Raw genomic sequence first — 17,020 nt, 5'->3', positions numbered from 1 at the left:
GCGCAGCGTTAACCGGCGTGGCTTCGGCAAGATCCGAGGTATTCCCGGCGTCTGTTTTCGGTATGGATTCGATACATACGCACGTATGGCGCGGCGGGCGTTAACCAGGGTTGCCGAATCGGCTTTTTGAAAACGGGCGGTGGGCGGATCGCCCACCCTACTCCACCCGCGCCAGAAGACCGCCGGGCTGGCGGGCGATGCGGCCGTCAAGCTCGAGCGTCAGCAGTTCCGGCGCAAGCTGGGCGGACGTGACGTTCAGGTCGCGCATCAGCTGATCCTCGGCCAGGGGGCTGGGACCAAGGCGGTTCAGGATCATGGAATGGAGCAGCGCCACCTCTTTCAGCGGGCGCTGGGACGCGGCGGGGCCGGGCATGGGGGCAAGGCGCATCTCGGGTTCGGGCGTGCCGGCGGTGGGGGCACCCAAAGCCTCAAGCACGTCCTGCGGGCCGCGCACCAGAAGTGCTCCGTCGCGGATCAGGATGTTGCAGCCCGAGGCGCGGGCGTCGAAGGGGTGGCCGGGGACGGCCATCACCTCGCGGCCATAGTCCAGTGCGGCGCGGGCAGTGATCAGGCTGCCGGATTTCGCGGCGGCTTCGACCACGACGACGGCGCGGCAAAGGCCCGCGACGATGCGGTTGCGGAGGGGGAAGTGGCGGGCCTGGAGGTCCAGGCCGGGGGGATGTTCGCTGATCCGGCAGCCCGCGGTGTCGATGGCGGCGGCAAGGGCGGCGTTCTCGGACGGATAGATGACGTCGATCCCACCGGCCATGACCGCGACCGTCTTGCCCTGCCCGTCCAGTGCCGCCTCATGCGCGGCGGCGTCGATGCCGCGGGCCAGGCCGGAGACAACGGTGAAGCCTGCGTCAGAAAGACCCGCCCCCAGTCGCCGGGCCATGCGGACGCCAAGGGACGAGGCGTTGCGGGCGCCGACCAGGCCGATGGCGGGACGGTTCAACACTGAGATGTCGCCGAGCGCCCAAAGGACCGGGGGCGCATCGGGAATGTCCATCAGCGCCTGCGGATAATCCGCTTCGCCGTACACCAGCAGGGTGGCCCCAAGCGCCCGGCCCTGCTTCAGCTCGGCCTGGACGACGCCGAGGGGACAGATTTCATACTCGGCAACGCCCGCCGCCTGGGCAATTCCCGGCAAGGCCTGCAACGCGGCGCGGGCGGACCCATGTTCGGCAAGCAGGCGGTGATAGGTCACCGCGCCCACCCGGCGTGAGCGAACGAGGCGGAGCCGGTCCAGACGGTCATCCTTCTGGGGTGTGGGGTGTGTGGGGTTCGAAAGCTGCCCGTCCGCCATCCGCTGCCTCGCCTCGTTCGCAAGGCCCACTCTGCAACGGAACTGGTTAATGAAGTCTGAACGCATCCGTGCACCGGTCAGCCTTGAACCCGCGCCGGTTATTTGATCAAATGGACGCAGCGTGACCCTGGGGCCGGACAAACGACTCGGGCGGGGTCTTTCAGGGAGCACGACCATGCTGAACGCCGAAGTAGCCAAGCGCCGCGACGATGCCATCTCGCGCGGGGTGGGGATGATGACCCAGATCTATGCGGATCGGGCGCTGAACTCGGAAGTCTGGGACATCGAGGGCAACCGCTACATCGACTTTGCGGCAGGGATCGCGGTGGTGAACACCGGGCATTGCCACCCGAAGGTGATGGCGGCGGTGGCGAACCAGATGTCGAAGTTCACCCACACCTGCCACCAGGTGATGCCGTACGAGAACTATATCCGGCTGGCCGAGCGGCTGAACGACAAGGTGCCGGGGCCGTGGAAGAAGAAGACCATCTTCGTGACCACGGGCGCCGAGGCTTGCGAGAACGCCGTGAAGATCGCCCGCATCGCGACGGGGCGGAACGCCGTCATCGCCTTTGGCGGCGGCTTTCACGGCCGGACCTTCATGGGCATGTCGCTGACCGGCAAGGTCGAGCCCTACAAGAAGGGTTTCGGCAGCATGATGCCCGACGTCTACCACGTGCCCTTCCCGATGGATGTGCATGGGATCTCTACCAAGGACGCGATGGCGGGGATCGAGAAGCTGTTCAAGGCCGACCTCGATCCGGCCCGGGTGGCCGCGATCATCTTTGAACCGGTGCAGGGTGAAGGCGGGTTCTACCCGGCGCCCACTGACCTGGTGAAGGCGATCCGCGCTTTGTGCGACCAGCATGGCATCGTCATGATTGCCGACGAGGTGCAGACCGGCTTTGCACGGACCGGGGCGCTTTTCGCGATGGAGGTGCATGGCGTGGCCGCGGACCTGACCACGATGGCCAAGGGTCTGGCCGGGGGCCTGCCGCTGGCCGCCGTCACCGGCAAGGCCGAGCTGATGGATGCGGCCAATCCAGGCGGGCTTGGCGGGACCTATGCGGGCAACCCCTTGGGGATTGCGGCCGCCAATGCCGTTCTGGACGTGATCGAGGAGGAAGACCTTTGCGCCCGCGCCAATGAGCTTGGGTCGCGGCTGAAGCAGCGGCTGGAGGCGATCCGCGCGACCACGCCGGAAATCGTCGACATCCGCGGACCGGGCTTCATGGTCGCGGTCGAGTTCGCCAATCCGTCGACCCACGAGCCCGACGCAGGGTTCACCGGACGGGTGCGGCTTGAAGCGCTGAAGCGTGGGCTTTTGCTTCTGACCTGCGGCGTTTACGGCAACGTTGTTCGCTTTCTGGCGCCAATCACCATCCCTGACGCCCATTTCGCCGAAGCGATGGATATTCTGGAGGCCTCGATCGCGGCGGCGCGGCAATAAGGGTCCAGACGGAACCCTTCGGCCCGTCGCGGGTTATAGGCATGGCAACGGATCGGTCGGTTTCCGCGCATCGCGCCAATTTCCAGGCGCAAGGCGAGGGTCAGACAGCTACTGTCCGTCCGCAGACTCATAACTGGAGCAAGACCATGAAACGTTTCCTTCTGACCCTTCCCCTGCTGGCCCTGCCGATCGCGGCCTGCACCCCTGCCGAGCAGAACGCGGCGCTGGGTGCCGTGGGTGGTGCTGCCGTCGGCGCGGCGGTGTCGTCGGGTGACGACCGCGAAAAAGGTGCCATCGTCGGTGCCGTGGTCGGCGTCGCTGCCTCGCAGCTGCTTGGCCCCGTGCCGCAGCGCACCGGCAAATGCTACTACCGCGACCAGTACGGCAACCGTTTCATCGCCGACTGCCGCTAAGACCTTCTGCCTCGGCCCCGATCCGGGCCGGGGCACACCCCTTCCGGACCAGGGGTGAAGCGGCTAGAAGGGCGGACATTCCGCATCAGGGCCGCATATGTCCAAGCTTTCCACCGGCATCGAGCTTGTCTCCGCCAGCGTCAGGCTGGGCGGTCGCGTCGTGCTGGACGGGCTGAACCTGCGGCTGACTGAAGCGCGGATCGGCATCCTGGGGCGCAACGGGTCGGGCAAGACCACGTTTCTGCGGCTGATTGCCGGGCTGATTGCTGCGGATGCAGGGACAGTGCGGGTGGATGGGGTGGACCCGTTCAAGGACCGCAAGGCCGCGCTGGCGGCGCTTGGCATCCTGTTTCAGAACCCGGACCATCAGATCCTGTTCCCCACGGTCGAGGAAGAACTGGCCTTCGGGCTGGCGCAGCAGGGCCTGCCACAGGCCGAGGCGTTGGGGCGGGCGCGGGCTGCGCTGGTGTCGGAAGGTCGGGCGCACTGGGCGACTGCCCCGGTTTCGACCCTTAGCCAGGGGCAGCGGCATTACCTGTGCCTGCTGTCTGTGCTGTTGATGCAGCCGCGCACGATCCTGCTGGACGAACCCTTGGCGGGCCTGGACCTGCCGACTCAAGCCCGGCTGGCCCGGCGCTTTGCAGCCCTGCCGCAACGGCTGGTGACGATCACCCATGACCCGGCCGTGCTGGCCGACGCGGACCGGGTGCTGTGGCTGGAGGCAGGCCGGGTGGTCGCCGACGGCCCCCCCGCGCAGGTGCTGCCCGCTTTCACCGCCGAGATGGCCCGGATCGGAGCGCGCGATGCTGACGCTGACCTCGCCGGTTGAGACCTGGGCGCACCGGCTGCCTGCGGGGGCAAAGCTGGCGGCCTTGGCCCTTGCGACCACGGGCTTGTTCCTGGTGAATGTGCCTTGGGTGCTGGCAGTGGCCTTTGCGGGGACCGCGTCGCTGTATCTTTCAGGCGGGCTGGCCTTCGTCGCCGCCGGGGCGCGACAGCTTTGGCCGCTGTGGCCCTTTGTGGTGATCGTGGGGCTTTGGCACCTTTGGACAAGAGACGTCGAGGATGGCGTCGCGATCCTTCTGCGGATGGTCACGGCGGTGGCTTTGGCCAATTTCGTCACGATGACGACGCGCCTGTCGGACATGCTGTCCGTCTTCGAGCGTCTTGCCCGGCCCCTGTCGCCGATCCTGCCGCCGCGCCGACTGGGCCTGGCCTTTGCGCTGGTGATCCGCTTCATTCCGGTCATGGTCGACCGGATGGGGCTGATCCGGCAATCCTGGTCCGCCCGGTCGCCCCGGTCGCCGCGCTGGCGGGTCATGGTCCCGGCGACGCTGGCAGCGCTGGAGGATGCGGACCGGGTGGCCGAGGCCTTGCGGGCGCGGGGCGGAGCGGGGTAAGGGGGTCCCGACCCCCGGAGGACCTGATGGAACGCAGCCTGACCCATATCGCCCTTTTCGCGGCGCTGATTGCCGTGCTGGGGCTGGTGCCGAAGATTGACCTGGCCGCCGGGGTGCCGATCACCGCGCAATCGCTGGGGATCATGCTGTGCGGCACGGTCCTTGGGGCCAGACGGGGCGCCCTGGCGGTCCTGTTGTTTCTGGCGCTGGTGGCGGCTGGCCTGCCGCTGTTGTCTGGTGGGCGCGGGGGGATCGGCGTCTTCGCGGGGCCTTCGGTCGGGTTCCTGGTGGGCTTTCCCATTGCCGCTTTCGTCGCGGGCTGGGTGATGGAGCGCACGACGCTTTCCCCCGCCGTTGCCGCCACGGCCGCCTCGGTGATCGGCGGGATCGGGGTGCTTTATGTCTTTGGCATCACCGGCATGGCTCTGGTCCTGGGCAAGAGCCTGTCCGAAGCGGCCTTCCTGTCCTTTGCCTTCCTGCCGGGCGATGCAATCAAGGCGGTGATCGCCGGTCTGGTGACCCAAAGTCTAGCACGGATGCGCCCGGCTTCGCTGCTATCGCGCGCCTGAGGTTTCGACCAGAAGTGCTGTCCCGATGCCCCCCGCCGCGGCGATGGCGGCAAGGCCCCTGCCCTGTCGCAGCCCGTGGAAGAGCCGGACCGCCAGAATGGCCCCGGACGCGCCGATCGGGTGGCCCCGTGCCAGGCTGCCCCCGCCGGGATTGACGATCTGCGGGTCAAGGTCAGCGCCGTCGATCACCGCAAGGGCCTGGACGGCGTAGGCCTCCATGATCTCGGCCTGCTGCAGGCGTTCGCCCCCCCAGATGCGGCGGATGGCTGCGACCGGGGCAAGGCCGGGTTCCTCGGGCGTGCCTCCCACAGTGGCTCCGGCCAGTAGGGCCAGGCCCCTGCCCTGCGCGATGCGGTCGGACAGAATCAGGCAGACTGCGGCGGCATCGGCCGCGACGGCCGCGGTGGCGGCAGTGATGCTACCCGTCAAGAGGGGGGCCCTGGCAAGAAGCCTGGGGGAGAGCGCCCGCGGAAAGGCGTCGCGGGTGATCCCGTTCAGCGGGACGATCTCGGCGGAAAGGTCGGCAGCCAGCGCCTTGGCGTGGCTGTGGGCGGCCCAGGACTCCTGCCGGTCGCGCAAGATCGACAGGCGGCGGGCGAGCGCTTCGGCCGCCTGTCCCATGTCCGGGTCGCGGTCGGGCCAAGGGGTGAAGGGGGCCTGATCGTAGGGGATGGGCGCGCCACCCTCCGGGTCGGTCTTCAGGCGCAGCGGGCGGCGGGAGTAGCTTTCAACGCCGCCGGCCAGGACGATGTCGGCGGCACCGGAGTCGACAAGCGCCCTGGCCAGCAGGATGGCATCCAGGCCGCCCGCGCATTGCCGGTCGATGGTCAGGCCCGCGACGGTTTCGGGCAGTCCGGCCGCAAGGGATACTCGGCGGGCCGGGTTGCCCCCCGCGCCAAGCGCGTTGGAGAGGATGACCTCGTCGACCTGCGAGGGCGCAAGCCCGGCGTCGGCAAGGCAGGCTTGCAGGACGGGGGCGGCAAGGTCTTCCAGCGACAGGCGCGCGAAGGCGCCGTTGCGCGGGACGACGGCCGTGCGGCGGGCCGCGATCAGGCGGGCCAAAGAGTGGCCTCCAGCGCCTTGAGATCGGTTTTTCCGGACGCCAGCACGGGCCAATCCTGCCGCCAGATCAGGGACTTGGGGGATTTCAGCGGGCCAAGCTGCGTGCGAAGGGCAAAGAGGATGCCCTTGGCCAGGGCTGGGTCGCCTTGCAGGACTGCGATCAGGCTGTGGCCGCGCCTTGGATCCGGGACCGGCAGGACTGCCGCGCGGGTGACGCCGGGGAGCGTGTGAAGAAGCGCCTCGATCTCTTCGGGAAAGACGTTCTGATCGGCCACGGTGACCATCCGCCCGGCGCGGCCCTTGAGGGTGAGGTAGCCATCCCGCATCTCGCCGATCTCGCCCACGGAAAGCCAGCCGTCGCGCCAGCGGGTGGCGGGGGTAGTTGAATCGAGCGCTGACGCGCATTCCTTTTGTCTCGCCTCTGCGCGTGAAGGACGCGCAACCGGCTCGGGCGAAGGGCCTTCGGCGGGGATATTTGGGCAAGTGTGAAAGTCGGGGGCGTAGCCCAGGAAAAGATAGGGGCTTTTGACCCAGACCTCGCCGGAGGGGTCGAGTTGGAGGTCCACGCCGGGATAGGGGCGGCCTACGGACGCCTCGGGGGTGGTTGCGTCGGCGAGGGTGATGAAGCTGGTTTCGGTGGCCCCGTAGAACTCGCGGAGGTCGGCGTTCGGGGCGAGGCGTTTGAGGTGGTCGCGGAGGGTGGGGTCAAGTTTGGAGCCGCCGACCAGGATCAGGCGAAGGTCGGGCAGTGCGCCGGGTCCAAGGATCAGGCGCAGTTGCGCGGGGGTGGCGTAGAGGTGGGTGATCTGCCGGATGCCGAGGGTCGCGCGCTGGCGGTCGGGGCGGAGGTCTGACAGGAGGTGCACCTCTGCGCCGAGGTGCAGCCCCTCGATGGCGCCGTAAAGCGAGAGGGAGTGGATCAGGCGGCCCAGGGTGGCGACGCGGGTGCCGGGACCGATGCCAAGGCTGGCGGTGACGGCGAAGCTGGCGGTCCAGGAGGCTTGGGTGCGGCGGATGCGGCGGGGCTGGCCGGTGGAGCCGGAGGTCAGCGTCTCAAGGATCGGCTGGGTGTGGGGGTCTGGCGGCGGCTGATCGGGCGCGCCGATGCGGAAGGCGGGGTGAGCGAAGGCTGCGGCAAGGCCTTGAGGGCTGTCGGGCAGGATGATCCCCGGGGTGCGTCTTGCGTCGGCCTTGCGGGGTCTTGGGGGGGCCGATGCCGGCACCTCGGTCGCCGCGCTGTCGAACAGGCGGGCCTCGGGGTGCCAGCGGAAGCTGTCGGTCATGCCTGAAGCAGGCTGGCGATCCGGCGCAGGGCCAGAAGGTAGCCCTCGGTCCCGCAGCCCGCGATAACACCGTCGGCGCGGGCCGAAACGTAGGAGTGGTGGCGAAACGCCTCACGCTTGTGGATGTTGGAGATGTGGACCTCGATCACCACGCCTTCGTAGGCGTTCAGCGCGTCCAGGATGGCGATGGAGGTGTGGGAATAGGCCCCAGGGTTGATGATGATCGCGGCGGAGGTGCCGCGTGCTTGGTGAATCCAGTCGACAAGCTGGCCTTCGTGGTTCGATTGCAGGGCCTTCAGGCCAAGGCCCAGCTCCTCGGCCAGGTCGGAAACCTTGGCGGCCACGTCGTCCAGCGTCTCGCGCCCGTAGATTTCGGGCTGGCGGAGGCCGAGGAGGTTGAGGTTCGGGCCGTTCAGAAGGGTGACAAGCTTCGGCATGACTGGTCCGCGGATAAGGGTCGCGCGAGATTAGCCGATATGCCCCCCCCAGCAACTGCCAAAAGCAGGGGGCAGCGGGCAAAAAATTGGCGGCTTTCCGGGCACCTGCTGGGGACAGGTCGGAAAGCCGCCCAGGGAGACGACGGTTGCCCTTCGTGGGCTGAATTCAGGCCACCTTCTCCAGCACCACCTGCGGCTGGATGCCAAGCGCGCGCACAACTTCGCGGGTCAGGTGGGGGCGGTTCAGGGTGTAGAAGTGCAGGTCCTGAACCCCGCCCTGGATCAGCTTGTCGCAAAGCTGGGTCGCATGGGTCAGGGCCAGCAGTTCTTCGCGACCGTCGCGGGCGGCGGTGGCGAAAGCCTCGTCCAGCTTTTGCGGCACGCTGGTCCCGCAGCGGCGGGCGAACTTCTTGGCGCCCTCCCACGAGGTGATCGGCAGGATGCCGGGAATGATCGGGGCGGTGATCCCGGCCTTGGTGCAGGCATCGCGGAAGCGGAAGAAGGTATCGGCGTCGAAGAAGAACTGGGTGATGGCGCTGGAGGCCCCGGCGTCGATCTTGCGCTTGAGCCAGGTTACGTCCGAGGTCTTGTCGGCGGCATCGGGATGCGGCTCGGGGTAGGCACCGACGCGGATCTTGAACTTGCCGGTGCGGGCCAGCTTTTCCACCAGCTCCACCGAGTTGGCGAAGCCCAGGGGGTGCGGGACAAAGCGTTGCGCGCCTTTCGGGGCGTCACCGCGCAGGGCGACGATCTCGGTCACTCCCACCGCGGCATAGGCCTCGGCGATGGCCAGCGTCTCGGTCCGGGTCGCGTCAACGCAGGTCAGGTGCGCGGCGACGGGCAGCCCGTAGTTGCGGTGGATGGTCGAGACCGCCTCATGCGTCAGGGTCCGCGTCGTGCCGCCTGCGCCGTAGGTCACGGAGACGAAGGAGGGTTGCATCGGGGCCAGCGCCTGCACCGTCTCCCACAGCCGGAACGAGGCGTCCAGCGACTGCGGCGGGAAGAATTCAAAGCTGATGCGGGGCGCGTTGGTCATGGTGGTCTCCTTCAATGACCCTCTTGTCGCAGATCGCGGCATGTGAGACCAATTCATAATTCTCACCATCTTCATGAGGCTGGTTCATGTACATCGAGTTGCGGCACCTGCGGACGATCCGGGCAATCCAGCAGGCCGGGGGCCTTGCCCGGGCGGCGGATGTGCTGAACATGACGCAGTCCGCCCTGAGCCATCAGGTGAAGGGGCTGGAGGATCAGGCGGGGATGGAGCTGTTCGTCCGGCGGTCCAAACCGATGCGGCTGTCGGCGGCGGGGGTGCGGATGCTGCGGGCTGCGGAACGCATCCTGCCCGAGATCGACGCGATGGAGGAGGAGTTCCGCGCGTTGCGGGCGGGGCGGACCGGGCGGCTGCACATCGCCATCGAGTGTCACGCCTGTTTCGACTGGCTGTTCCCGGTGCTGGAGATGTTCCGCCACGCCTGGCCCGAGATCGATGTGGACATCCGCGCGGGGCTGGCCTTCGAGGCGCTGCCCGCGCTGAACCGCGAGGATGTGGATCTGGTGATCAGCTCTGACCGCGAGCCGCCGCCGGGGATCGTGTTCAACCCCCTTTTCGACTATCACCCGACCTTCGTGGGGTCGGCGCAGAACCCCTTGGCCGCGAAGGACTTCATCACGGCCGAGGATTTCCGCGATCAAGTGCTGATCACCTATCCGGTCAGCCGCGACAAGCTGGATGTCTTCACCGAGATCCTGACCCCCGCCAAGGTGGAGCCGCGCGCCCAGCGGACGGCGGAACTGACGGCGGTGATCCTGATGCTGGTGGGCTCGAACCGGGGGGTGGCGGTGCTGCCCGATTGGGTGATGCGCGAAGTGAAGACCAACGCGGATTACATCACGCGGCCTTTGGGGCCGGAGGTGGTGACGAAGCGGATGTATGCGGCGACGCGCGAGGAAGACGCGGCCAAGCCCTATATGGCGCATTTCCTGCGGCTGGCGCGCAGCGAGCCAGTGAAACTGCAGCGCGGGTGACGCCTCCTCGTGCGACTTCGTCTTCTCGTCGGGTAGGCCCCGCGAGGAGTGACGAAGTCATCGACGAGCGTCAGGCGCGAACCGTGTCGGCCATCGCCTTGAAAAGCCCGTCGTTCGCCGCGATCAGCGCGCCGTCCAGGGGGTCGGTGCCCGCGCGCAGGCCCTCGACCAGGCCACCGGCTTCCTTGACCAGCAGCACACCGGCGGCGATGTCCCAGACCGACAGCTCACGCTCCCAGTAGCCATCGAAGCGGCCCGCGGCGACATAGGCGAGGTCCAAGGACGCAGCCCCCCAGCGACGCACGCCAGCGCAGGCGGGCATCAGGCGGCCAAGGTCCTTCAGCATCGCGGGCAGCGTGGATTTCGCGCCGAAGGGCACGCCCGTGGCAAACACCGCCTCGTGCATCGCGCGACGGCCGGACACCCGCAGACGGCGGTTGTCGTTCAGCCAGCAGCCTGCACCCTTTTCGGCCCAGAACATCTCGTCCTTGGCCGGGTCGTAGACGACGGCCGAGACGATCTCGCCCTTGTGCTCCAGCGCGATGGACACGGCCCAATGCGGCATCCCGTGCAGGAAGTTCGTGGTTCCGTCCAAGGGATCGACGATCCAGCGCCGGGTCGGGTCGGCGCCTGCGGTCACGCCGGTTTCCTCGCCGATCCAGCCATAGGTCGGGCGGCCGCCAAGCAGCTCTTCCTTGATCATCCGTTCCGCCTCGCGGTCGGCCTTGGACACGAAGTCGCCCGGACCCTTGGTCGAGACCTGAAGGTTCTCAACCTCGCGGAAGTCCTTCACCAGGCTGCGGCCCGCCTTGCGCGCGGCCTTGATCATCAGGTTGAGGTTGGCCGAGCCCTGCATTGTCCGCTCCCGCAGCATTTCAAGCCCGGCGCTATAGCGGGTCGGGGCGCGGAAAGGAAGGGGGCCGGGGCCTTACTGAACGATCACCACGCGCATGTTTTCCATCCCCTCGGCGCGGACCATGTTGAACAGGATCTTCGCATTGTCCGGGTGCAGCCGCACGCAGCCGTTCGAAGCGGGGTTGCCCAGACGCTTGATCTGGTCGGTGCCGTGGATGGCATAATGCCCGTCATAGAAGATCGCGAAGGGCATCGGCGCGTTGTTGTAGCGGCTGGAGCGGTGGTTCTTCGACAGGAACTCGGGCTCGTAGGTGCCCGATGGCGTGATCTTGCCCGGCTTGGCGGTCGAGACCGGCCAGGTGTAGAGAAGCCGCCCCTCGTGGTAGACCTTCATCAGTTGCGAGGTGACCGAAACATGGGCCACGACACGTTCGGCCAGGGCAGGACCGGGAAGCAGCAGGGCAAGCAGAAGCGCGGCAAAATGGCGGCGCATGGAAACCTCCGAATTCGTCGATCAATCTTCGGGAGTGAAGTCCCGGATGCCCCCATCAGTCAACCGAAAAACCGGCGAAATTCGGGTCAGGAATTCCCTGATCATGGCGATTGCGGGTCAACCTTGCGACAGGTGCAGGGGAAGCCCGCCGATCATCGGTCCCCGCAGTTCGCGCAGAAGCTTTCGGCGCAGCGCCTGGGGGTAGTCCGACTGTCGCGGCGCCACTTCGACGAAGGCGCCGGGGCCTCGGATCACCTCACGCGCGTAGTAGTCCAGAATGTCGGCCTCGTGTTCGCCGACCGCCAGGCCGTTGATGGTGATCCCGGTGAAATCCTGACGCTCGTAGGTGCGGGCGACCGAGATGCCCTCGTTGTTGCGTCCGTCACCCGCGACGTCGATCACCCGGCGGTCGCAGTCCGGCGCGTCGGACATCAGGTCCAGTCCATAGTTGAGCGCATCGCCCAGTGCCGTGGCCAGGGGGGCGGCGGGGCGCGGGGTGCGGCGGACCTGCCAGATCGCGGCGTCCAGGGCTTCGGGGCTGTCCAGGATCACCCAGGGCTGCACGAGGTCCTGATAGCCGCGCCCCGACCAGTAGTAGATCGCCAGCGCCACCTCGCCCTCGGCCCCGAAGATCGCGGCGCGGACGTCCTTGTCTTGCAGCGCCCCGGCCAGGCCATCGGTCTGGATGACGTAGTCCTGCGAATCGATGGACCGCGAGACATCGACCGCCAAGGCCAGTGCCAGGCGGCAGTCGGCTGCGGCGGGTGCGCCAAGGCAATCGGCAAGCAGGACCAGACGAAGCATCGCGGGACCCTCCCCACCCACGATCCTACGCCGGGCACGGCGTTGCGCAAAGCGCTCAGCGTTTACGGCGGACCAGGGGAACGTTCGACCGGGCGGCCTCGAACTGGGTGGCGGGGTGCGGAGGATGACCATCGGTGCGCCGCCAGAAGGCCTGCGCCCCGCGGCGAAGCCAGACCGGAAGGGCCAGCACCAGTCCGGCGACGAAGCCGCCCACATGCGCCCAGTAGGCCACGCCGCCCGCATCACTGGGGGTCGAGACGCCCGAGAAGATCTGGATGCCCAGCCAGATGCCCAGGACGATCCAGGCCGGGATCGCGAAGATGCGGAAGAAGATGATGAAGATGAACAGGACATCGACCTTTGCCCTGGGGAAAAGCAGCAGGTAGCCCCCCATCACCCCCGCGATGGCCCCCGAGGCCCCGACCATCGGGATCATGGACCCCGGATCGGGCAGCGCCTGCGCCAGGCCCGCCACAACCCCGGCGGCAAGATAGAAGAGCAGGAAGCCCAGATGGCCCATCTCTTCTTCCAGGTTGTCGCCATAGATCCAAAGGAACAGCATGTTGCCCGCAAGGTGGAACCAGCCGCCATGCAGGAACATCGAGGTGAAGATCGTCTCCAGCCCGTCACCCGACAGAAAACGCGCGGGGATCAGGCCCCAGGTCCAGAAGAACTCTCCCAGCTGGGCTTCGGTCATGCTGACGAAGTAGCCAAGGAAGACCAGAATGTTGATCGCGATCAGCGCGAAGGTGACATAGGGCGTCTGGCCCGAGGGGTTGTGGTCGCGGATCGGAAACATGGGGTCACCCTTTCCGATAGGCCAGGCTCCGTCAAGACAGGGCCAAGTGACGGGCCGCATGTTCTTCCTGCCGGGGATGGTGGGCGTTCCCCTGAACCGGGCGGTGCAGAAACCGGCGGTCCGCAATGCCGCCTTTGTTGTGTCATCTTGTCATGGGATTTCGCAGCGTGCCGTCCGGCCGCCCGCGGGCAACGCCCACTCAAAGGAGAAACCGAATGTTCATGATTGCAACTTTCGGCAAAAGGGCTGCCGGCTGCGCCGCCATCGCGCTGATCGCCGGCTGTTCGGGCGGTACCAGCGCCACCTTCAGGGACGCCGACGCTCGGGTCATCGACGGCTATACGGTGAAATGGTCCGATGCCTCCGCGATCGTGGGACAGGGGCCAAGCGGGCTGAAGACGCTGATGTTCATCGTCGCGCCAGGCCAGAACGGGCAGCCACCTGCAGACCTTGAGCAAAGACAGCGCCTTGCCAAGGCGGCCCTGGACTCTGGGGCCAGATGCCGGTGGGAGCGTTTCGACCCTGCGTTGAACCAGCGCCTGACCTACGCCAACGGTGGCGCGGACTTCACGCTTTACGCGCTGGCCCGCTGCTAGGGCGGTTCGTTCCCCCGCTCGGTCAGGCTTCGGCCACCTCGGCCAGTAGCTGGGCATTGCCGCCCGAGGCAGTGGTGTCGATGCACAGGTGGCGCTCAAGATGCGCGTGGCCCGCGTCGGGGGCGGCGATCAGGGGCAGGATCGGACCCTGGCGCTGCGCAAGGGCCTGAGCGTAGGGGCGGCCCAGGTCGGGCTTGCCCCACCAGAGCGCGCCGGAAAAGCCGGAGAGCGTGGTCAGGGCCTGCGGGTCCAGGCCCGGGGCCTCGACCGCGTGACCGCCAAGTTTGCGCACGGCTTCGGCCTGCTGCAGTGCGGTGGCCCGGCCGGGTCCAAGGCAAAGCAGCGGCGCGCGGGCCGTCAGGGTCAGGCGGTTCGATTCGCCGGTCGGGCCGGGCATGTCCTGCGACACCGGCATGCTGGCGGGCCAGGGTGCCAAAAGGGCCTTGGCGACATCTGCCGCCGAGGTCGTGGCGTCATCGGGCGTGGCGTCATCGGGCGTGGTGGTGGGCGGGGCCGGGGGAATCGGGGCTGCGGTGAACCGCGTCAGGTAATGCGGCCCCCCCGCCTTCGGCCCGGTGCCCGACAGCCCTTCGCCACCGAAGGGCTGGCTGCCGACCACCGCACCAATCTGGTTGCGGTTGACGTAGGTGTTGCCCACCCGCATCCCGTCGACGATGTGCTGCACCCGGTCGTCGATGCGGGAGTGCAAGCCGAAGGTCAGGCCATAGCCGGTGGCGTTGATGGCCGCGATGACGCGGTCGATCTCGGACGCCTTGAAGGTGGCGATGTGCAGGACCGGCCCGAAAATCTCGCGCGGCATGTCCTGGATGCCCGTCACCGACAGGACGGTGGGCGCGATGAAGGTCGCCTGCCCCGGGGCCTTGAGGTCCTGCAACACCCGCCCCTCGGCCCGTGCGGTATCGACATAGGCGCGGATGCCCGCCTGCGCCTCGGCGTCGATCACCGGGCCGATGTCGGTGGCAAGGTGCCAGGGGTCACCCAGCGAAAGGTCCTCCATCGCGCCGAAGAGCATTTCGGTGACAGTTTGGGCGATGTCTTCCTGCACATAAAGGCAGCGCAGCGCGCTGCACCGCTGGCCCGCCGACTGGAAGCTGGAGGCGATGATGTCGCGCACCGCCTGTTCCGGCAGCGCGGTGCTGTCGACCAGCATCGCGTTCAGGCCGCCGGTTTCCGCGATCAGCGGTGCGGTCGGGTCCAGATGGTCGGCCATGCTGCGCCGGATCGCCTGCGCCGTCTCGGTCGAGCCGGTGAAGGCCACGCCATTCACGCGCGGGTCGCGGGTGAGCGCGGCACCTACCGCGCCATCGCCGGGGAGGAGTTGCAGCGCCGTCGCCGGGACGCCAGCGGCAAGAAGATGGTCAACCGCGATGCAGGCGATCAGCGGGGTCTGCTCGGCGGGTTTGGCAAGGACCGCGTTCCCGGCGGCCAGCGCCGCGCCGATCTGGCCGCAGAAGATGGCGAGCGGAAAGTTCCAGGGGCTGATGCAGGCGATGACGCCCCGCGCCGGGTGGGGTTGGGCGGTCTGACTGGCGTAATAGCGCAGGAAGTCCACCGCTTCGCGCAGTTCGGCCACAGCGTCCGAAAGGGTCTTGCCCGCCTCCCGCGCGAGCAGCGCGAAGATGCGGCCGAAATCCTGTTCCATCCGGTCGGCGGCGCGGTTCAGGACCTCGGCCCGTTCGGGGGCAGCGGCGGCCCAGGGTTCGGCCAGACGGAGCGCGGTGTCCACGTCCGGCAGGCCCGCGGTGGTGACATGCCCGACCAGAGCCCCGGTGGCGGGGTTCAGGACGGCCAGTTGCGCGCCGCCGACGACCCGACCGGCCAGGCGCGGGGCGGCGTCGATGCGGTTGTCGGCAAAGGGCGCGCGGGCGGCCTCGATGGCGGCAAGGTCGGCGGCGTCGGTCAGGTCCCAGCCGCGCGAGTTCTTCCGACCGGCGAAAAGCGCCGGACCGGTTTTCAGCGCCGGGCTTGGGATGGCCGCCAGACCCTCGACCACCATCAGCGGGCAGGCGGCGACGGTTTCGGGGGCCACGTCCTCATCCACGATCTGGTTGACGAAGCTGGAGTTCGCGCCGTTTTCCAGCAGGCGACGGACGAGGTAGGCCAGAAGGTCCCGGTGCGCGCCGACGGGGGCATAGATCCGGCAGCGGGTGGCGTTGTCGGTGAGGACGATGTCGTGCAGCCGCTCGCCCATGCCGTGCAGGCGCTGGAATTCGTAGTCCATCGCGGTCAGCCCCTGCGCCTTGGCGATGTGCAGGATGGCGGCGACGGTGTGGGCGTTGTGGGTGGCGAACTGCGGGTAGATGCGGTCGGTCAAGGACAGAAGTTTGCGAGCGTTGGCGATATAGCTGACATCGGTAGACTGCTTGCGGGTGAAGACCGGGAAGCTTTCCAGCCCCAGGACCTGCGCCCGTTTCACCTCGGCGTCCCAATAGGCGCCCTTCACCAGCCGCACCATGATCTTGCGGTCCAGCTTGACCGCCAGCGCGTGCAGCCAGTCGATCACCGCGCCCGCCCGGCGGCCGTAGGCCTGGACGACGACGCCGAAGCCTTCCCACCCCTTCAGCGCGGGGTCCGAGAGGGTGGCCTCGATCACCTCCAGCGACAGGGCGAGACGGTCAGCTTCCTCGGCGTCGATGTTGAAGCCCAGGCCCGCCGCCTTGGCGAGGGACGCCAGCGCACGGACGCGGGGGACCAGTTCCTCCATCACGCGGTCACGCTTGGCGACCTCATACCGCGGGTGCAGGGCGGAGAGCTTGACCGAGATACCGGGATTGGTGCGGATGTCGTTGCCCTTGGCGGCCCGGGCGATGGCGGTGATCGCGCGGGAGTAGCTGAGGTGATAGCGCCGCGCGTCGGCTTCGGTCCGCGCCGCCTCGCCCAGCATGTCGTAGCTGTAGGTGTAGCCCTTGGCCTCCAGTTCCTCGGCGCGGTCCATCGCCTTGTCGATCGTCTCGCCCAGGACGAAGTTGCGGCCCATTTCCTTCATCGCGCGGGAAACGGCGGTGCGGATCACGGGTTCACCCAGGCGGCGCACGGCACCGCGCAGCGCGCCCGTGATGCCACCCTCGCGGTCGTCCAGCACCTTGCCGGTCAGCATCAAGGCCCAGGTCGAGGCGTTGACCAGGCTGGAGGCCGATTTCCCCAGATGCCGGCCCCAGTCCGACGGCGCGATCTTGTCCTCGATCAGCGCATCCATCGTCTCGGCGTCGGGGACACGCAGCAGCGCCTCGGCCAGGCACATCAGCGCGATGCCTTCGTCGGTGGACAGGCCGTATTCGGCCAGGAACACCTCCATCAGCCCCGGTTTGGCGCTGGCGCGGATGCGGCGCACAAGGTCCGCGCCCTGCGCCACGATGGCGGCGCGGGCGGGCGTATCCAGAGCGGCCTCGGCCACCAGGCGCTGCACAAGCGCCGTCTCGTCGGAAAGGGTGGCGGTGGTGATGACGGACCAGGCAGAGGCGGAATCGGCGGGCATGGGGGCACCTTTCTTTCCGCCCAGCATAT

17 protein-coding genes are annotated in these 17,020 nt (G+C 67.9%); 7 read left to right on the top strand and 10 right to left on the bottom strand.

Features of this window, described 5'->3' with window-relative positions; all coding sequences use genetic code 11:
• Nucleotides 1-157: 157 nt before the first annotated feature.
• Nucleotides 158-1,306, bottom strand: coding sequence for a DNA-processing protein DprA (dprA, locus tag U1E69_RS16535; protein WP_322245538.1), 1,149 nt, complete (start codon nucleotides 1,304-1,306; stop codon nucleotides 158-160).
• 175 nt (nucleotides 1,307-1,481) lie between these two features.
• Between dprA and U1E69_RS16530 the strand changes: the two genes are divergently transcribed.
• From U1E69_RS16530 to U1E69_RS16510, 5 genes are all read left to right on the top strand, one after another.
• The gene (locus U1E69_RS16530; protein WP_322245522.1) at nucleotides 1,482-2,756 is read left to right on the top strand and encodes a 4-aminobutyrate--2-oxoglutarate transaminase; all 1,275 of its coding nucleotides are present in this window, start codon (nucleotides 1,482-1,484) and stop codon (nucleotides 2,754-2,756) included.
• Nucleotides 2,757-2,902: 146 nt separating this feature from the next.
• Complete coding sequence (locus U1E69_RS16525) at nucleotides 2,903-3,169, top strand: YMGG-like glycine zipper-containing protein (RefSeq protein WP_295074677.1); 267 nt, start codon at nucleotides 2,903-2,905, stop codon at nucleotides 3,167-3,169.
• A 97-nt stretch (nucleotides 3,170-3,266) separates the two neighbouring features.
• Entirely contained in the window at nucleotides 3,267-3,998 is a 732-nt protein-coding gene (locus U1E69_RS16520; RefSeq protein ID WP_322245521.1) for an ABC transporter ATP-binding protein, read from the top strand.
• Nucleotides 3,973-4,569, top strand: coding sequence for an energy-coupling factor transporter transmembrane protein EcfT (locus U1E69_RS16515; RefSeq protein ID WP_322245520.1), 597 nt, complete (start codon nucleotides 3,973-3,975; stop codon nucleotides 4,567-4,569). Before U1E69_RS16520 ends, U1E69_RS16515 begins: the two co-directional genes overlap by 26 nt.
• Nucleotides 4,570-4,595: 26 nt before the next feature.
• A complete protein-coding gene (locus U1E69_RS16510; RefSeq protein ID WP_322245519.1) occupies nucleotides 4,596-5,138 on the top strand; it encodes a biotin transporter BioY in 543 nt (180 codons plus the stop codon).
• On the opposite strand, the gene U1E69_RS16505 is transcribed toward U1E69_RS16510, so the two are convergent.
• From U1E69_RS16505 to metF, 4 genes are all read right to left on the bottom strand, one after another.
• Nucleotides 5,124-6,200 carry a thiolase family protein gene (locus tag U1E69_RS16505; protein WP_322245518.1) on the bottom strand — a complete coding sequence of 359 codons (1,077 nt, stop codon included), beginning with the start codon at nucleotides 6,198-6,200 and terminating at the stop codon, nucleotides 5,124-5,126. The two genes, U1E69_RS16510 and U1E69_RS16505, sit on opposite strands and share 15 nt — an antisense overlap.
• Complete coding sequence (locus U1E69_RS16500) at nucleotides 6,188-7,483, bottom strand: AMP-binding protein (protein WP_322245517.1); 1,296 nt, start codon at nucleotides 7,481-7,483, stop codon at nucleotides 6,188-6,190. Before U1E69_RS16500 ends, U1E69_RS16505 begins: the two co-directional genes overlap by 13 nt.
• A complete protein-coding gene (aroQ, locus tag U1E69_RS16495) occupies nucleotides 7,480-7,920 on the bottom strand; it encodes a type II 3-dehydroquinate dehydratase (RefSeq protein WP_322245516.1) in 441 nt (146 codons plus the stop codon). The genes U1E69_RS16500 and aroQ overlap by 4 nt, the downstream gene beginning before the upstream one ends.
• Before the next feature lie 166 nt (nucleotides 7,921-8,086).
• Nucleotides 8,087-8,956, bottom strand: a complete 870-nt coding sequence (metF, locus tag U1E69_RS16490) for a methylenetetrahydrofolate reductase [NAD(P)H] (RefSeq protein ID WP_322245515.1) — start codon at nucleotides 8,954-8,956, stop codon at nucleotides 8,087-8,089.
• An 86-nt stretch (nucleotides 8,957-9,042) separates the two neighbouring features.
• Here metF and U1E69_RS16485 point away from each other — a divergent pair, with 86 nt between their 5' ends.
• Nucleotides 9,043-9,948, top strand: a complete 906-nt coding sequence (locus U1E69_RS16485) for a LysR family transcriptional regulator (RefSeq protein ID WP_322245514.1) — start codon at nucleotides 9,043-9,045, stop codon at nucleotides 9,946-9,948.
• Between the two features lie 70 nt (nucleotides 9,949-10,018).
• On the opposite strand, the gene U1E69_RS16480 is transcribed toward U1E69_RS16485, so the two are convergent.
• The 4 genes from U1E69_RS16480 to U1E69_RS16465 all read right to left on the bottom strand — a co-directional run bounded on the left by U1E69_RS16480 (nucleotide 10,019) and on the right by U1E69_RS16465 (nucleotide 12,899).
• Nucleotides 10,019-10,804, bottom strand: a complete 786-nt coding sequence (locus U1E69_RS16480; RefSeq protein ID WP_322245513.1) for an inositol monophosphatase family protein — start codon at nucleotides 10,802-10,804, stop codon at nucleotides 10,019-10,021.
• Nucleotides 10,805-10,876: 72 nt separating this feature from the next.
• Nucleotides 10,877-11,296, bottom strand: a complete 420-nt coding sequence (locus U1E69_RS16475) for a L,D-transpeptidase (protein ID WP_322245512.1) — start codon at nucleotides 11,294-11,296, stop codon at nucleotides 10,877-10,879.
• Between the two features lie 117 nt (nucleotides 11,297-11,413).
• Nucleotides 11,414-12,100 carry a DUF1194 domain-containing protein gene (locus tag U1E69_RS16470; protein WP_322245511.1) on the bottom strand — a complete coding sequence of 229 codons (687 nt, stop codon included), beginning with the start codon at nucleotides 12,098-12,100 and terminating at the stop codon, nucleotides 11,414-11,416.
• 55 nt (nucleotides 12,101-12,155) lie between these two features.
• Nucleotides 12,156-12,899: a rhomboid family intramembrane serine protease gene (locus U1E69_RS16465; protein WP_322245510.1), complete on the bottom strand. Its 744-nt coding sequence runs from the start codon at nucleotides 12,897-12,899 to the stop codon at nucleotides 12,156-12,158.
• A gap of 215 nt (nucleotides 12,900-13,114) precedes the next feature.
• Between U1E69_RS16465 and U1E69_RS16460 the strand changes: the two genes are divergently transcribed.
• A complete protein-coding gene (locus tag U1E69_RS16460) occupies nucleotides 13,115-13,495 on the top strand; it encodes a hypothetical protein (protein WP_322245508.1) in 381 nt (126 codons plus the stop codon).
• A gap of 22 nt (nucleotides 13,496-13,517) precedes the next feature.
• Here U1E69_RS16460 and putA read toward each other — a convergent pair whose 3' ends face one another.
• Nucleotides 13,518-16,991 carry a bifunctional proline dehydrogenase/L-glutamate gamma-semialdehyde dehydrogenase PutA gene (putA, locus tag U1E69_RS16455; RefSeq protein WP_322245506.1) on the bottom strand — a complete coding sequence of 1,158 codons (3,474 nt, stop codon included), beginning with the start codon at nucleotides 16,989-16,991 and terminating at the stop codon, nucleotides 13,518-13,520.
• Nucleotides 16,992-17,020: the final 29 nt, after the last annotated feature.

The organism is Tabrizicola sp. (assembly GCF_034366665.1).
GTDB lineage: Bacteria > Pseudomonadota > Alphaproteobacteria > Rhodobacterales > Rhodobacteraceae > Tabrizicola.
The sequence above is the reverse complement of the archived record's forward strand: the minus strand, read 5'-3'. Positions and strand labels throughout refer to the sequence as shown.

Bases quoted from the DNA above. Each gene is read 5' to 3' on its own strand.
- dprA (WP_322245538.1), bottom strand. From the start codon at position 1,306: ATGGCGGACGGGCAGCTTTCGAACCCCACACACCCCACACCCCAGAAG.
- U1E69_RS16530 (WP_322245522.1), top strand. From the start codon at position 1,482: ATGCTGAACGCCGAAGTAGCCAAGCGCCGCGACGATGCCATCTCGCGC.
- U1E69_RS16525 (WP_295074677.1), top strand. From the start codon at position 2,903: ATGAAACGTTTCCTTCTGACCCTTCCCCTGCTGGCCCTGCCGATCGCG.
- U1E69_RS16520 (WP_322245521.1), top strand. From the start codon at position 3,267: ATGTCCAAGCTTTCCACCGGCATCGAGCTTGTCTCCGCCAGCGTCAGG.
- U1E69_RS16515 (WP_322245520.1), top strand. From the start codon at position 3,973: ATGCTGACGCTGACCTCGCCGGTTGAGACCTGGGCGCACCGGCTGCCT.
- U1E69_RS16510 (WP_322245519.1), top strand. From the start codon at position 4,596: ATGGAACGCAGCCTGACCCATATCGCCCTTTTCGCGGCGCTGATTGCC.
- U1E69_RS16500 (WP_322245517.1), bottom strand. From the start codon at position 7,483: ATGACCGACAGCTTCCGCTGGCACCCCGAGGCCCGCCTGTTCGACAGC.
- aroQ (WP_322245516.1), bottom strand. From the start codon at position 7,920: ATGCCGAAGCTTGTCACCCTTCTGAACGGCCCGAACCTCAACCTCCTC.
- metF (WP_322245515.1), bottom strand. From the start codon at position 8,956: ATGACCAACGCGCCCCGCATCAGCTTTGAATTCTTCCCGCCGCAGTCG.
- U1E69_RS16485 (WP_322245514.1), top strand. From the start codon at position 9,043: ATGTACATCGAGTTGCGGCACCTGCGGACGATCCGGGCAATCCAGCAG.
- U1E69_RS16480 (WP_322245513.1), bottom strand. From the start codon at position 10,804: ATGCAGGGCTCGGCCAACCTCAACCTGATGATCAAGGCCGCGCGCAAG.
- U1E69_RS16475 (WP_322245512.1), bottom strand. From the start codon at position 11,296: ATGCGCCGCCATTTTGCCGCGCTTCTGCTTGCCCTGCTGCTTCCCGGT.
- U1E69_RS16470 (WP_322245511.1), bottom strand. From the start codon at position 12,100: ATGCTTCGTCTGGTCCTGCTTGCCGATTGCCTTGGCGCACCCGCCGCA.
- U1E69_RS16465 (WP_322245510.1), bottom strand. From the start codon at position 12,899: ATGTTTCCGATCCGCGACCACAACCCCTCGGGCCAGACGCCCTATGTC.
- U1E69_RS16460 (WP_322245508.1), top strand. From the start codon at position 13,115: ATGTTCATGATTGCAACTTTCGGCAAAAGGGCTGCCGGCTGCGCCGCC.
- putA (WP_322245506.1), bottom strand. From the start codon at position 16,991: ATGCCCGCCGATTCCGCCTCTGCCTGGTCCGTCATCACCACCGCCACC.